This is a genomic window from Mycobacterium sp. (assembly GCF_049647605.1).
Taxonomy (GTDB): Bacteria; Actinomycetota; Actinomycetes; order Mycobacteriales; family Mycobacteriaceae; genus Mycobacterium.
In genome coordinates, this window is record NZ_JBARXZ010000190.1 from 1 (window position 1) to 14,162 (window position 14,162).

The following is a 14,162-nucleotide window of genomic DNA, read 5'->3' on the forward strand; positions in this document are numbered from 1 at the left end:
CGGCGGCACCTTGGCGCTGCTGCGGCCGCTGTTCGCGGCCGGGCTGGGCGGCCGGCTCGGCAGTGGCCGGCAATGGCTGTCGTGGATCGGGATCGACGATCTGACCGATATCTATCACCGCGCGCTGTACGACGACCGGCTGCGCGGCCCGGTCAACGCGGTTGCTCCGGCGCCGGTCCGCAATGTGGGCTACACCGAAGCCCTGGCCAGGGTGCTGCACCGGCCGGCGATCCTGCCGGTCCCGTCGATCGGGCCGCGGTTACTGCTCGGCGCTGACGGGGTGCGTGAGCTGGCCGAGGCCAGCCAGCGGGTGGCGCCGACCAAGCTGAGCCAGGTGGACCACCACTTCCGGCACCCCACGATCGGTGCTGCGCTGGCCCACCAGTTGGGTCACGACTGACTGCGAGGCCGGGCGACGTCGTCGAGGAACCGGGCGACCAACTGCCGCAACCGATCTGTGGCGCCGGCTTGTTCGGCGCGGGTCCTGGCCCGCAGCTCGTCGATGTCGATCCGGAGGCGGCCGATATCGCCGTCGTCACCCTTGTCGTCGTGGAGCCACGCGTCCAGCAGCGGCAGGTTCAGTTCCGGATGGAACTGCAACGCCAGGGCGGAGCCCAGCACAAATGCCTGCACGGCTTGCGGGGTCGCCGCCAGCTCGGTGGCGCCCGGCGGCGGGATGAACTGGTCGGAATGCCATTCGAACCACGGGCCTGCGGGTATCAAATCCGGTCGCTGGGTGGTGATGTCGTACCAGCCGAGCTCCGGGACCGGGGCTTTTTGCACCGAGCCGCCCAACGCCTGGGCCACCAGCTGTCCGCCGAAGCACACTCCGAGCACGCCGACACCGGCGTCGATGGCTTTGCGGACCACCGCCATCTCGTCGTCGACCCAGCCGGCGCGCAGCGCGTCGTCGTATACCGACCACCGTGATCCCAGCGGGACCACCACGTCGTAGCGCGTGGGGTCGGGGAAGTTGACAGTGACCGCAGCGGGGTCGCCGATCTGGTCGGTCGGAACCACGTTGAAGGTGTCGATGTCGAACCCGCGTTCGGCGAAGACCTCACCGAGGAGCGCCTCGGGCGCTATCGGATCGTTGTAGATGAAAAGGACCTGCGGTGCCACGCCCACAGACGATACTGGGTGACACCGCGAGCGGCTGTTGCGCCACGGGGAGCAGTCGGCGGCGCACTAGGCTGGGTGTTTCCTGTCCCCTGGGCCGAGCCCGGTACCGAGACTCCTAGGACCCATGTTCATCGTCATCCTCAGCTCGATTCTCGGGCTGATGCACCTGTACATCTGGAAACGCCTGATCAAGGACACAACGACGGGTCGGACCCGGGGTGTCCTCACCGGCGGCCTGCTGGCGTTGCTGGCGTTGTTGTTTGCCACCCTGCTGATGCCGGCGTACACGGGCGTCGCCGAATCTGGATGGTTCGCCTGGCCCGGTTACCTGTGGTTCGGCTTGATGGCCTATCTGTTCCTGACATTGCTGCTGCTCGAGCCGGTCCGGCTGCTGTTTCGCCGATGGGTGAAACGCGATCCCGGGACGCCGGCCGATCCTGTTGCCGAGATGGCCGGCCAGGAGCTGAACCCGGCTGAGGTGAACCAGGACCTGAAACAGGCTGAGCTGAACCGGGCTGAGGTGAACCGGCGGGTATTCCTGGCCCGTGCCGGTGCGGCCGCGGCCGGTGCGGCCTCGGTGGGCTTGGTCGGCTATGGCGCCAGTACGGCGCTGGGCCCGCCGGATCTGCTGCGGGTGCCCGTCCGGTTGCCTCGACTCGACCAGGCATTCAACGGTTTCCGGATCGCCGTGGTCTCCGATATCCACCTCGGTCCGCTGGCGGGCCGGGCGCACACCGAGCGGATCGTGGCGATGATCAACGAGGCCGACGCCGATCTGGTCGCCATCGTGGGCGATCTGGTGGACGGCAGTGTCGCCGAGCTCGGTCATGCCGCAGAACCCTTGCAGGACTTGGTGTCCCGGGAGGGTGCGTTCTTTGTCACCGGCAATCACGAGTATTTTGTCGAGGACACGGTGCCTTGGTTGCACGAATTGGAGCGGCTCGGGGTCCAGCCGCTACGCAACGAGAACACCGCAATCCGCCGCGGCGGTGCGGCCTTCGATCTGGCCGGGGTCAACGATCTGGCCGGCGAGGAGCGCGGTGACCCACCGGATTTCGACAGGGCGCTGGCGGGCACCGACCCGTCGCGGCCGACGGTGCTGTTGGCTCACCAGCCGGTTGTGGTCACCGAGGCCGCCGCACGCGGGGTGGCTCTGCAGCTGTCCGGACACACCCACGGTGGTCAGATGTGGCCGTTCCACTATGCGGTGGAGCTGGTGCAGCCATCGTTGGCCGGGTTGTCTGCCGTTGACAACACGCAGCTGTACGTCACCCGCGGCGCGGGCTACTGGGGGCCGCCCGTCCGGGTCGGGGCGCCGCCGGACATCACGGTGCTCTCGTTGGAGAGCGGGGGCTGACGACGTTGCTCGCCGATTTCGAGTCCGTTGCGGCCCGGGCGCTGGAGCTGGCCTGCCGACCCGGCCGCGCGCTGCTGGGTATCTGCGGCGCGCCGGGGTCGGGGAAGACGACTCTGGCCGTCGCCCTCGTCGACCACGTCGGTCGGCATCAGGGTCCTGACGCGGTGGCGCATGTTCCGATGGACGGGTTCCATCTCGCCGACGTGGAGCTGCGGCGGCTGTCCCGGCTGGACCGCAAGGGCGCGCCGGACACCTTCGACGCGGCGGGTTACGCGGCGCTGCTGCAGCGGCTGCGTGCCGATCCGCCGGAGCAGACCGTCTACGCTCCGCAGTTCGAACGTGAATTCGAGCAGCCCATCGCCGGTGCCATCCCGGTCGGACCGCAGGTGAGGCTGGTCATCAGCGAAGGCAACTATCTGCTGGCCCAGGACGGTTTGTGGGGCGCAGTCGCGGGCAGGTTCGACGAGATCTGGTACCTCGACTCGTCGCCGGAGCTGCGGGTGCCGCGACTGGTGCAGCGTCATGTGAGTTTCGGCAAGTCGTTGCAGCGCGCGACGGACTGGGTTCGCGACGTTGATGAACACAACGCGCGGTTTGTCGCGGACACCCGGGGTCGGGCCACCGCGGTGCTCAGTGGCGCGCTGGTGCTCCCGGAACGCTGATCGGCGTCACGGCGCGGTGCGGTAGCGCCGTTCGGGCCTGCCGGCGCCGTACTGCAGCCGCAACTCCAGGGTTCCGGTGCTCAGGTAGTGCTCCAGGTAGCGGCGGGCGCTGACGCGTGAAATACCCACGGCTTCGGCACATTCCGCGGCCGATACTTCGCTGCCGTTGTGGACCGCGGCCAGCACCCGTTGGCCGGTTTCGGTCCCCAGCCCCTTGGGGAGCTCGCCGGGTCCGCCCGTGGAGGTGACGGTTCCGAACAGTCTGTCGACCGTGCTCTGGTCGACGTGCTGTTCGGTTCCCAAGGCGGCGGTCCGGGCGGCGAAGGCTTCCAATTTGGTTCGCAGCTGCGGAAATTCGAAGGGTTTGATCAGGTAGTCGGCGGCACCACCGTCGAGTGCCGCGCTCACGGTGTCCAGTTCACGGGCCGCGGTGATCATGATGACGCCGACACCGTTGCCACGGGATCGAAGCTGCTGCAACACTTTCAGCCCGGTCATGTCCGGGAGGTGGACATCGAGCAACACCAGGTCGGGTGTCAGTTCGAGTACCGCGGTGAGCGCCTCGGCGCCGGAACGGGCCACTCCCACGGTGCGAAACCCGTCGACCTGTTCGACGAATCTGCGATGGATCTCGGCGACCATGAAGTCGTCGTCGACAACCAGTACGTCATGCATGGGTGGCCTCACTGCGAGTATCGAGACTGAGCGGCATCAGGACGGTGAATTGCGCGCCGCCCGCCGGCACGTCGGTGATCGTGACGGAGCCGCCGTGCTGCGCGGTCACCAACCGCACCAGCGCCAGGCCGATGCCACGACCGCCCGGTACGTCGGGTTTGGAGGTCACCCCGCGGGCGAAGATCGCGTCCCGGAGGTCTTCGGGCACACCGGGTCCCGAGTCGGTGACCGCGATCCGCAGACCGGGTGCGCTGCCGCCGGTGTGGTCGTCCCGGATGTAGACCTGCACCCGGGCCGGTGATGAGCCGTCGGACACGTCGACGGCGTTGTCGATCAGGTTTCCCAGCACGGTGATCACGTCGGTGGCCAGGGCGGGATCCAACGGCGCCAGGCTCGACTCGGCGGCGATGTCCAACGCCACCTTCCGTTCGGCGGCCAGGGTGGTCTTGGCGATCAGCAATGCTGCCACCGCCGGATCGGAAATCCGCTGTGTCACCGCATCACTGATCTCGGCCCGGCGCCGGGTCAGGGTCCCCACCAGCTCGCGGACGGCATCGAATTCGCCGAGCTGAACCAGACCCGAGATGGTGTGCAGCTGATTGGCGAACTCGTGGGTCTGCGCCCGCAGCGTGTCGGTCACGCTCTTGTGTGAGGACAGCTGTGCGTTCATGGTGGCCAGCTCGGTGGTGTCACGCATCGTCGTCACCGTACCGATCGAGCGGCCGTAGCTGCTGGCCGATCGGCGGTTGAGTGCCAGCACCCGGGCGCGGGTGGCGATCACGGTGTCCGGTCCGGTGCGGTCGGCGTCGCGCTCGGAGAGCAGGAAGGCCGCCACCGCCGGGTCCATGCCGACGGCATCGACCCGTCTGCCGACCGAGTTCGCGCCGATGCCCAGGAGCTCACGGGCGCTGTCGTTGAGGACGGTGATCTCACCGGCGGTGTTCACCGCGACCACTCCTTCACGGATGCTGTGCAGCAACGCTTCCCGGTGATCGGCGAGGCCGGCGATCTCGGCAACCTCCAGCCCGCGGGTGTGCCGTTTGATGCGCCGGGACAGCAGCCACGAGGCGGCCAGTCCGAGCAGTGCGCCGAGGCCCAGATAGATCAGGAGTCGCTCCCCGGCACCGGAGAGCAGCTGCCACACTCCCGGGTAGTGCTCGCTGACCGAGACGATGGCCAACACATCCCCGTGGACCGACAGGATCGGTACCTGCCCGACCAGGCTGTGTACCCCGGCGATGTCGATGTCTCCGAACCAGGCTCGACCGGTGCGGACATCGCTGGCGGCGAATTCGGCCGGGGAGGCGATCCGCGACGGGTCCGAGGAAGCTCGCACGATGCCGTCCGGGCCGATGATCTCCGCCAGGCCGGCCCCGGACAGGGCCACCGCCCGGTCGACGTCGGGTGCCAGCAGGCGTGCGGCGGCCGGGTCGGCGAAGCGGTCCCGCACGATGGGCAGCGATGCGGTGTTCTCGGCGACCGCGATCATCCGCTGGCCCCGAACCTCGCGGAACTCCCGGGTGGACTGGGTCACCGATACCGCGCCGACGGCCAGCAGCACCACGGCCACCACGACGAGCTGAAAGGCCAGGAACTGGCCTGCCAGGCTGGTGAGCGCGACTTTCTTAAAGACCACAACTTCCTTTGCGTCCAAAATAGTGACGTGGATCACTTGAAGGAACAGTATTACTGAGCGTCACTTCGGGCGGGCAGGCGGACGGGAGCGGATCACGGTGGCACCAGGACGACGATATGGGGCGACGGCAGCGGTGGTGCTGTTGGTCGCGCTTTTGCTCACCGGCTGCGGGGTGACCCGTGGCAACGATCCGGCCGGTATGCACCGGCTGCGGATGATGGTGCCCAACAGTCCGGGCGGCGGCTATGACCTGACGGCCCGCACGGCGGTCAAGATCATGGAGGACGAGGACATCACCGGCCGCGTCGAGGTGTTCAACGTCATCGGCGCCGGCGGCACCGTCGCGATGGCCCGGCTGATGAACGAACGCGGCAACGGCGACCTGATGATGATGATGGGTCTCGGCGTCGTTGGAGCGGTGTACACCAATGGGTCCTCGGCGCGGGCCTCGGATGCCACGGCGCTGGCCAAGATGGTCGAGGAACAAGAAGGCATCCTGGTTCCGGCGTCATCGCCGTTTCGAACGGTCAACGACTTCGTGACCGCCTGGAAGGCCGATCCGAGCCGAGTCACGATCGGCGGCGGATCTTCACCCGGTGGGCCCGATCACCTGTTCCCGATGGAAACCGCACGGGCGGTGGGGGTCGACCCCAAACTCGTCAACTTCGTCTCCTATGACGGCGGCGGTGATCTGTTGACGGCGCTGCTGGGTAACAAGATCGCCGCGGGCACATCGGGTCTGGGGGAGTACGTCGACCAGATCGCCTCCGGTCAGGTGCGGGTGCTGGCGGTCTCCGGGAGCGAGCGTGTCGAGGGTATCGATGCGCCCACCCTCACCGAAGCCGGGATCGATCTGACCTTCACCAACTGGCGCGGAGTCCTTGCGCCCCCGGGAATTTCCGATCAGGACCGCGATGTCATGGTGAAGATCCTCGAAGAGTTGCACAGCACCGACGCCTGGAAGCAGGCGTTGGTGGCCAACGGGTGGACCGACGCGTTCCTGACCGGGGAACCGTTCGAGAAGTTCCTCGAAGAGCAGGACAGCCGGGTGGCCACGACATTGACCGAATTGGGGCTGGTATGAGCACTGTTCCCGCGCCGAAACGCACCGACAAGGCCCAGTACGTCGTCTGTGTGGTGTGTGTTGCCGTCGGGGTCTTCCTGATCGTCGATGCGCTGCGGATCGCCGACGGTTTCGCGAAGGTGGATCCCGTTGGGCCGCGCCTGTTTCCGATTGCGATCGGTGTCGGGTTGGTCGTGCTGTCGGTCATCTTGGCGATCGCGATCCCGCGAGGGTCGCGCGGTGAGGCCGACGCCGGTGAGGACATCGACCCGAACACCTCCAGTGACTGGCGCACCGTCGGGCTGCTCATCGCGTTGTTCGTCGCGGTGATCGTGCTGGTGGTCCCGTTGGGCTGGACCATCACCGGTGGACTGTTCTTTGCCGGTGCGGCAACGGTACTGGGCAGCAGACACTACATCCGCAATATTGCGATCGGCGCGGTGCTGGGGCTGCTCAGCTTCTACGCGTTCTACTCTGGCCTCGGGATTCCCTTGCCCGCAGGCATTCTGGACGGGATTCTGTAGATGGAAAACTTCGACTGGCTCATGCAGGGTTTCGCCGAAGCCGTCACCCCGATGAACCTGCTGTATGCCGTGATCGGCGTGCTGCTGGGCACCGCGGTGGGTGTGCTGCCCGGTATCGGCCCAGCCATGACGGTGGCCCTGCTGCTGCCCATCACCTACAACGTCAGCCCCAGCGCGGCGTTCATCATGTTCGCCGGCATCTTCTACGGCGGCATGTACGGCGGTTCCACCACCTCGATCCTGCTCAACACCCCCGGTGAATCGTCGTCGGTGATCACCGCCATCGAGGGCAACAAGATGGCCAAGGCGGGCCGAGCCGCTCAGGCGCTGGCCACCGCGGCCATCGGGTCGTTTGTCGCCGGGGCGATAGGCACCACCTTGCTGGCCGCGTTTGCTCCGGTGGTGTCGCGTTTTGCGGTATCGCTCGGTGCCCCATCGTATTTGGCGATCATGTTGTTTGCGCTGGTCGCAGTCACCGCGGTGCTCGGTTCATCCAAGCTGCGTGGGGCCATCTCGCTGCTGCTGGGGTTGGCGATCGGCCTGGTGGGCATCGACTCGCTGACCGGGCAGCCGCGGGCCACCTTCGGGTTGCCACAGCTGAGCGACGGTATCGACATCGTGGTCATCGCGGTCGCGGTCTTTGCCGTCGGTGAGGCCCTCTGGGTGGCTGCCCATCTGCGTCGTCGTCCTGCCGACATCATTCCCGTCGGCCGGCCCTGGATGGACAAGTCGGACTGGGGACGGTCCTGGAAGCCGTGGCTGCGCGGCACCGCCTACGGATTCCCGTTCGGGGCGCTGCCCGCCGGCGGCGCCGAGTTGCCGACCTTCCTGAGCTATATCACCGAGAAGAAGCTGTCCAAGCATCCGGAGGAGTTCGGTAAGGGGGCCATCGAAGGTGTTGCCGGCCCGGAAGCCGCCAACAACGCATCGGCCGCAGGCACATTGGTGCCGATGCTGTCGCTGGGGTTGCCCACCAACGCCACTGCCGCGGTGATGCTCACCGCCTTTGTGTCCTACGGGATCCAGCCGGGCCCCACGTTGTTCGACAAGGAACCGCTGCTGATCTGGACGTTGATCGCCAGCCTGTTCATCGGCAACTTCTTGTTGCTGGTCATCAACCTGCCGTTGGCGCCGCTGTGGGCCAAACTGCTGCGAACTCCGCGACCGTATCTGTACGCCGGGATCCTGTTCTTTGCCGTCTTGGGGGCGTTTGCCGTCAATATCCAGCCGCTGGATCTGGCGCTGTTGCTGGTGTTCGGGTTGCTCGGATTGATGATGCGCCGCTTCGGGTTACCGGTGCTGCCGTTGATCATCGGGGTCATCCTGGGGCCCCGCATCGAACGTCAGCTGCGGCAGAGTCTGCAGTTGGGTGGTGGCGACTGGAGCAGCCTGTTCACCGAGCCGGTGGCGGTTGTCACCTATGTGCTGATGGCGTTGCTCTTGCTGGCGCCGCTGGTGTTGCGGCTGATGCATCGCAGCGAGGAGACGCTGCTGGTGGTCGAAGACGACAAGGACCAACAAGAGAAGGCGAGCCACTCATGACGCTCAATGCCCAGCGCGCGTGTCTGTACGCCAACACGCCGTCGCCGGCGTACAAACGTGTGCGCTCGATCGTCGCGGATGAGCGGAGCAAACGATGATCGTCGTGGGATTCACCGCAGACGAGTTCGGCCGGGTCGCGCTCGAGCACGGCATCACCGAGGCCAAACTGCGCAGTACCAAGCTGCTGGTGGTCAATTCGACCGCGGGTGACTCGTATGTCGATGCCGCCTTCGCCGCTCCCGATGCGGTGCACGAGCTGACAAGCCTGCTGTCCGAGTGCGGGGTGGAGCACACCGTCGAACAGCCGGTCGGCAAGTATGCCGCCGACGCGCTGTTGGAGGTGATGAGCCGCCCGGAGGCCGAGCTGCTGGTGATCGGTATCCGGCACCGCAACCCGGTGGGAAAGCTGTTGCTGGGCAGTGTGTCCCAGCAGTTGATCCTGCAGTGCCCCAAACCGGTGCTGGCAGTCAAGCCCCAGGAGTGATCCAGGGCGCTACCGGGCAAGCACTTTCGCGCCGATCTGGTCGGCGATCCGGACCGCGGAATCGGCCGGATCGGCGCTACAGGTGTTGACGTCGATGACAACGTTGTTGCGCACCGCCAGGGCGCGTCCGCAGGCCCACCCGGGTGCGGCGGCTTCCTGCTGTGTGGAGACCGTGCTGAGAGTGTCGTTGTTGTTGGTGATCTCGCCGACAACCCATCGTGACCCGCTCTGGGTGTGGGTGTACTCGTGGCAGGCCGGCCACTGCGCAACAGCGGAAGCGAAGAAGTCCTCGGCCGGCTTCCGATAGGGGAACAAGATGACTGCCTGCTTGAGATAGTGGGTGAAGGTGTCTCCGTTGGTGAAGCTCTGGTCGCGCTCGGCGCGGAACTTGCTGTTTGTGTACACCGGGGCTTCGGCGGCGCCGTCGATGGCCAGGCATTCCGGCGGGGTCATGATGGCACTGTTGTCCACCATGTCGGTTCTGGACTCGGTGAGGATCATCGGTGCCCTCATTGCGGCGGACGCCTCGAGTGGGTTGAGCAGCAGCGCATCGAGTTCGCGTTCGACCACGGGCCGGGGGATCAGGGTGGGGGTCGGCTCCGGGGGTTCGGCATTGCTTGTAGTGGTGCAGCCGGCGATCAGTACGCACACCGCTGCAACAACTGCCCGTGCTTGGCGCATATCGCCATGGTGAGACACGCCCCCGTAGCACGTGGGGAAGGTGACGGCGTTTCCCGGTAACGATGAACGGTGGTTTTTGGTAACGGAATGGCGTACCCCGCAATCGCCACGACTGACGCGACCACCGCTAATCGCCCCATCGGGCATGGGATGTCCGGAGACGCCGACGCATGGAAGCCGGGGCAGACAGGTGACGAGGCGCAACCTCATCTGGCACCTGCGCGACGTGGACCGACCCGGGCACAATGAGCCGGGTGAGCGACGAACCTGATCCTTACCTGCGTGTCTACGCCTCCCGTGTGCACAATCTGCGGGCCGTGGACGTCGCGGCGCCGCGGGATGCGTTTGTGGTGTTCACCGGGGTGTCCGGATCCGGAAAGTCGTCGCTGGCGTTCGGCACCGTCTATGCCGAGGCGCAGCGCCGTTACTTCGAGTCGGTGGCGCCGTACGCCCGCCGCCTGCTGCTACCCAATGACGCTCCGAAGGTCGATGACATCACCGGTTTGCCCCCGGCGGTGGCGTTGCAACAGCGCCGGGGAGCGACGAGCTCGAGATCCACCGTGGGTACCGTCACCACGTTGTCGAACCTGCTGCGGATGCTCCTGTCCCGCGCCGGAACATATCCGCCTGGCGCGACGGAACGACTGGACTCCGATGCGTTCTCGCCGAACACGACGGCGGGCGCGTGCCCGGAGTGCCACGGGCTCGGCCGGATCCATCGGGTGACCGAGCAGACGCTGGTCCCCGACCCGACGCTCACCATTCGTGAGGGTGCGGTCGCCGCCTGGCCGGGGGCCTGGCAGGGGCAGAACCTGCGCGACATCCTCATCACGCTGGGCTACGATGTCGACAAACCCTGGCGCAAAATCAGTAAACGGCAACGGGATTGGATCCTGTTCACCGACGAGCAGCCCACCGTGGAGATCGATCCCGGCCAGCATCCGGTGACCGCCGACTATCACTACAACGGCACCTTCTCCAGCGCCGAGCGTCATGTCCGGCATACCCTGGCCAACTCTCAGAGCGCAATGATGCGGCGCCGGGCCCTGCAGTACGTCGACAGTGTGGACTGTCCGCTGTGTGCGGGGTCCGGGTTGCGGCCCGAGGCACTCGCGGTGACGTTCGCCGGTTGTAATGTCGCCGAATTGGTGGCGTTGCCGCTGACCGTTCTGGCCGAGGTGCTGCGGCCGGCGGCCACCCGAACGGAATTCGACGCCGCCTATGAGTCCACCGAATCCGGCGAGCACACCGAGGTGGCGACCATGATCGCCGCCGATCTGGTGGCCCGCATCGCGGTTCTGGTGGATCTGGGGCTCGGCTACCTGAGTTTGCATCGCCGGACCCCCACGGTGTCGCCCGGTGAGCTGCAACGGTTGCGCTTGGCGACCCAACTGCGGGCGGGACTGTTCGGTGTTCTCTACGTGCTCGATGAGCCGTCGGCAGGTCTGCATCCAGCCGACGCCGAGCCGCTGCTCGAGGTGCTGGATCGGCTTCGGCGCGCTGGGAACTCGCTGTTTGTCGTCGAACACGACATGGACGTGGTGCGTCGCGCCGATTGGATCGTTGACGTCGGTCCCGGCGCCGGCGAGCTGGGCGGTGATGTCCTCTACAGCGGCCCGGTGGCCGGGCTGGCCGACGTCGCGACCTCGGTCACCCGGCGCTATCTGTTCGAGCGAAACCCACTGGACAAGAACAACTCCCGAACACCGGTCGGTCTTCTCAGCTTGCGCGGCATTACTTTTCACAATCTGCGCGACCTCGCCGTCGACATCCCGTTGGGCACGTTTGTCGCCGTCACCGGGGTTTCCGGGTCGGGGAAGTCGACACTGGTGTGCAAGGTCCTCGGCGATGTGATCGCCCGGGAGCTCGGTCGGGCCGCTGACGCGGCCGACGACGGGGGCGACGGTGACACCGAACTGCTCGACATCGATCAGGACGCCAGCCTCGGAGTCAGTGTGGCCGGGGCGGGGATCATCGACCGGCTGGTCACTGTCGACCAGCGGCCGATCGGACGGACCCCGCGTTCCAATCTGGCCACCTACACCGGGTTGTTCGACGCCGTGCGTAAGGCGTTCGCCGGCACCGATGAGGCGCGCCGGCGCGGCTGGAGCGCGGGCCGGTTCTCGTTCAACGTCGCCGAGGGCCGCTGCGACACCTGCCAGGGTGAGGGATTTGTGGCGGTCGAGCTGTTGTTCTTGCCGGGCACCTACGCCACCTGCCCGACGTGTGGTGGTGCCCGCTACTGCGAGGAGACGCTCGAGGTCACCTACCGGGATCGCACCATTGCCGATGTGCTGGCGTTGACCGTCGACGAGGCGGCCGAGTTCCTGGCTGACTTGCCCAGCGCGGCGCGAAGTTTGGTGACGTTGCGTGATGTGGGGTTGGGTTATCTGCGCCTCGGTCAGCCGGCCACCGAGTTGTCCGGCGGTGAGGCGCAGCGCATCAAGCTCGCCTCGGAGCTGCAGCGCGTCAAGCGTGGGCACACCCTGTATGTCCTCGACGAGCCCACCACCGGCCTGCATCCGTCCGATGTCGACCTGTTGGAGCTTCAGCTGCACCGGCTGGTCGACGCCGGGAACACGGTGGTGGTGGCCGAACACAATATGAACGTGGTGGCAGGCGCCGATCATGTGATCGATCTCGGCCCCGGCGGCGGGGACGACGGCGGCACGGTGGTGGTCGCCGGTACTCCGCGAGATGTTGCGGCGCACCCACAGAGTCGGACCGCCCGCTATCTCGCGGCGCGACTCAGCCCGTCACCGCCCTGAGCTGCGCGAGTGATTCGTCGATGTGGTCGGCGAAACTGCGTTCCGCGGGGTCGGTGAGCCAGCGTTCGAAACCGACTTTGAACACCGCGATTCCTGCTTCCGCGGTCAGGGTTGCCGCCGGTTCGCCGATGCCGCGGCTCCGCAGTGCTTCTGCCAGAATGGTGGCCATCGAGTCGAGCTTGATGAGTTCGCGTTCCTGCAGCCCCGGGTTGGCCGCGATGACCGTCTGCCGTTTCTGGCTGTACGGGCGACGGTTGTCGAAGAACTCGGCTGCCCCCGCCAGCGCCTGGGCGACGGCATCAAGCGGCGGCATGGTCGTGGGCGCGGCGTCGAGTGCGGTGGCGATGATGTGCATCAGCTCGGAGCCGCGGAACAGCACCTCGCGCTTGTCGGTGAAGTGCCGGAAGAAGGTGCGTTCGGTGAGTCCGGCGCGTTCGGCGATCTCCGCGACGGTGGTCTGGTCGAAGCCGCGCTCGTAGTAGAGCTCGAGTGCCGCTCGTTCCAGGCGGCCCTGCGCGTCCGGCTCCCAACGACCCATGCGGGAATTCTACGGCGATGACAGACGCTGACATCAGGCGTAGCTTGATGTCATCCACTGACATCGGTCGTCACGGAAGGAAAACTATGCGTGTCTTTGTCACCGGTGCCTCAGGGCACATCGGTTCGCTGGTGGTGCGGGAACTGCTCGACCACGGTCACCAGGTCACCGGCCTGGCCCGCTCGGAGCGCTCGGCTGCGGCGCTGGACGCCGCGGGGGCCGAGCCCGTCCGCGGAACACTCGATGATCTCGACGCGCTGGCAGCAGCCGCCGGTGCGGCTGATGGGGTGATCCACCTGGCCTTCAAGCAACGACTTTGCCGACTATGCCGCCGCGGCCACCTCCGATCTCAACGCCGTGGAGGCCATGGGCGCCGCGTTGGCCGGGTCGGGCAAACCGTTCCTCAACACCTCGGGTACCGCGATGCTGGCGGTCGGTTCCTCGGGAGAACTGGGCACCGAGGAGTCGACGGTTGATCCCTCGGGTGCGCGCGTGGCGTCGGAGAACGCGACCCTGGCCCTGGCGCAGCGGGGGGTGCGTGCCTCGGTCATCCGGCTGGCGCCGACGGTGCACGGGCCGACAGACCAGCACGGTTTTGTCCCGGCCCTGATCGCCAACGCCCGCAAGACCGGGCAGGCCCCCTACATCGGCGACGGCACCAACCGCTGGCCGGCGGTCCACAATCTGGATGCCGCCCGCCTGTACCGGCTGGCCGTGGAATCGGCGCCGGCGGGGTCGGTGCTGCACGGTGCCGCCGAGCAGGGCATCGCCTTCCGCGACATCGCCGCGGTGATCGGTGAGCAACTCGGCGTGCCCGCGGTCAGCGTGTCCCTCGAAGAAGCCACCGAGCAGCTTGGTTTCATCGGATGGGTTGCTTCCCTGGACAATCCGACCTCCAGCGTGTTCACCCAGCAGTTGTTGGGTTGGACGCCGCAGCATCCGACGTTGCTCGATGACCTGGAGAGCGGCAACTACTTCGGCTGAGGTCGGGACGAATTGGGCACTGGTTCACCAGGAACCTCGAGGCCCGAGTTTTTGTCGGACCCGTCTGCAAGTGTGGGGTATGTCTTCCGCTGCAACATCTTTGGCCGCTGCCGGGAATCGTCCCGG

The 14,162-nt window shown here is 66.8% G+C and carries 13 protein-coding genes and 1 pseudogene; 9 read left to right on the plus strand and 5 right to left on the minus strand.

Annotated elements, in window-relative coordinates:
- The coding region (locus tag WBB07_RS24280) for a DUF1731 domain-containing protein (protein WP_526311367.1) at positions 1-400 on the plus strand (400 nt) is incomplete at its 5' end.
- Here the strand turns inward: WBB07_RS24280 and WBB07_RS24285 are convergent.
- The gene (locus WBB07_RS24285) at positions 391-1,122 is read right to left on the minus strand and encodes a type 1 glutamine amidotransferase (protein ID WP_526311369.1); all 732 of its coding nucleotides are present in this window, start codon (positions 1,120-1,122) and stop codon (positions 391-393) included. The two genes, WBB07_RS24280 and WBB07_RS24285, sit on opposite strands and share 10 nt — an antisense overlap.
- 124 nt (positions 1,123-1,246) lie before the next feature.
- On the opposite strand from WBB07_RS24285, the gene WBB07_RS24290 reads away from it, so the two are divergent.
- Both WBB07_RS24290 and WBB07_RS24295 read left to right on the plus strand, forming a co-directional pair.
- On the plus strand, positions 1,247-2,479 hold the full coding sequence (locus tag WBB07_RS24290; protein WP_526311371.1) for a metallophosphoesterase: 1,233 nt from the start codon (positions 1,247-1,249) through the stop codon (positions 2,477-2,479).
- A gap of 5 nt (positions 2,480-2,484) precedes the next feature.
- A complete protein-coding gene (locus tag WBB07_RS24295; protein ID WP_526311373.1) occupies positions 2,485-3,141 on the plus strand; it encodes a nucleoside/nucleotide kinase family protein in 657 nt (218 codons plus the stop codon).
- Positions 3,142-3,147: 6 nt separating this feature from the next.
- Here WBB07_RS24295 and WBB07_RS24300 read toward each other — a convergent pair whose 3' ends face one another.
- Positions 3,148-3,816, minus strand: a complete 669-nt coding sequence (locus WBB07_RS24300; protein ID WP_526311375.1) for a response regulator — start codon at positions 3,814-3,816, stop codon at positions 3,148-3,150.
- Positions 3,809-5,452, minus strand: coding sequence for a sensor histidine kinase (locus tag WBB07_RS24305; protein ID WP_526311377.1), 1,644 nt, complete (start codon positions 5,450-5,452; stop codon positions 3,809-3,811). The genes WBB07_RS24300 and WBB07_RS24305 overlap by 8 nt, the downstream gene beginning before the upstream one ends.
- A 199-nt stretch (positions 5,453-5,651) precedes the next feature.
- Between WBB07_RS24305 and WBB07_RS24310 the strand changes: the two genes are divergently transcribed.
- From WBB07_RS24310 to WBB07_RS24325, 4 genes are all read left to right on the plus strand, one after another.
- A complete protein-coding gene (locus WBB07_RS24310) occupies positions 5,652-6,536 on the plus strand; it encodes a Bug family tripartite tricarboxylate transporter substrate binding protein (protein WP_526311389.1) in 885 nt (294 codons plus the stop codon).
- Positions 6,533-7,039 carry a tripartite tricarboxylate transporter TctB family protein gene (locus WBB07_RS24315; protein ID WP_526311378.1) on the plus strand — a complete coding sequence of 169 codons (507 nt, stop codon included), beginning with the start codon at positions 6,533-6,535 and terminating at the stop codon, positions 7,037-7,039. Before WBB07_RS24310 ends, WBB07_RS24315 begins: the two co-directional genes overlap by 4 nt.
- Positions 7,040-8,581: a tripartite tricarboxylate transporter permease gene (locus WBB07_RS24320; protein ID WP_526311380.1), complete on the plus strand. Its 1,542-nt coding sequence runs from the start codon at positions 7,040-7,042 to the stop codon at positions 8,579-8,581.
- Positions 8,582-8,675: 94 nt separating this feature from the next.
- Complete coding sequence (locus WBB07_RS24325; protein WP_526311382.1) at positions 8,676-9,065, plus strand: universal stress protein; 390 nt, start codon at positions 8,676-8,678, stop codon at positions 9,063-9,065.
- Positions 9,066-9,074: 9 nt separating this feature from the next.
- On the opposite strand, the gene WBB07_RS24330 is transcribed toward WBB07_RS24325, so the two are convergent.
- Complete coding sequence (locus WBB07_RS24330) at positions 9,075-9,746, minus strand: sensor domain-containing protein (protein ID WP_526311384.1); 672 nt, start codon at positions 9,744-9,746, stop codon at positions 9,075-9,077.
- A gap of 245 nt (positions 9,747-9,991) precedes the next feature.
- Here WBB07_RS24330 and WBB07_RS24335 point away from each other — a divergent pair, with 245 nt between their 5' ends.
- Positions 9,992-12,514 carry an excinuclease ABC subunit UvrA gene (locus WBB07_RS24335; protein WP_526311385.1) on the plus strand — a complete coding sequence of 841 codons (2,523 nt, stop codon included), beginning with the start codon at positions 9,992-9,994 and terminating at the stop codon, positions 12,512-12,514.
- Here WBB07_RS24335 and WBB07_RS24340 read toward each other — a convergent pair.
- Positions 12,495-13,052 carry a TetR family transcriptional regulator gene (locus WBB07_RS24340; RefSeq protein WP_526311387.1) on the minus strand — a complete coding sequence of 186 codons (558 nt, stop codon included), beginning with the start codon at positions 13,050-13,052 and terminating at the stop codon, positions 12,495-12,497. The genes WBB07_RS24335 and WBB07_RS24340 overlap by 20 nt on opposite strands.
- A gap of 86 nt (positions 13,053-13,138) precedes the next feature.
- Between WBB07_RS24340 and WBB07_RS24345 the strand changes: the two are divergent.
- Positions 13,139-14,036, plus strand: a pseudogene (locus tag WBB07_RS24345) (SDR family oxidoreductase).
- The last annotated feature ends 126 nt before the right edge of the window (positions 14,037-14,162 follow it).

Bases quoted from the DNA above. Each gene is read 5' to 3' on its own strand.
- WBB07_RS24290 (WP_526311371.1), top strand. From the start codon at position 1,247: ATGTTCATCGTCATCCTCAGCTCGATTCTCGGGCTGATGCACCTGTAC.
- WBB07_RS24300 (WP_526311375.1), bottom strand. From the start codon at position 3,816: ATGCATGACGTACTGGTTGTCGACGACGACTTCATGGTCGCCGAGATC.
- WBB07_RS24310 (WP_526311389.1), top strand. From the start codon at position 5,652: ATGCACCGGCTGCGGATGATGGTGCCCAACAGTCCGGGCGGCGGCTAT.
- WBB07_RS24315 (WP_526311378.1), top strand. From the start codon at position 6,533: ATGAGCACTGTTCCCGCGCCGAAACGCACCGACAAGGCCCAGTACGTC.
- WBB07_RS24320 (WP_526311380.1), top strand. From the start codon at position 7,040: ATGGAAAACTTCGACTGGCTCATGCAGGGTTTCGCCGAAGCCGTCACC.
- WBB07_RS24325 (WP_526311382.1), top strand. From the start codon at position 8,676: ATGATCGTCGTGGGATTCACCGCAGACGAGTTCGGCCGGGTCGCGCTC.
- WBB07_RS24330 (WP_526311384.1), bottom strand. From the start codon at position 9,746: ATGCGCCAAGCACGGGCAGTTGTTGCAGCGGTGTGCGTACTGATCGCC.
- WBB07_RS24335 (WP_526311385.1), top strand. From the start codon at position 9,992: ATGAGCCGGGTGAGCGACGAACCTGATCCTTACCTGCGTGTCTACGCC.
- WBB07_RS24340 (WP_526311387.1), bottom strand. From the start codon at position 13,052: ATGGGTCGTTGGGAGCCGGACGCGCAGGGCCGCCTGGAACGAGCGGCA.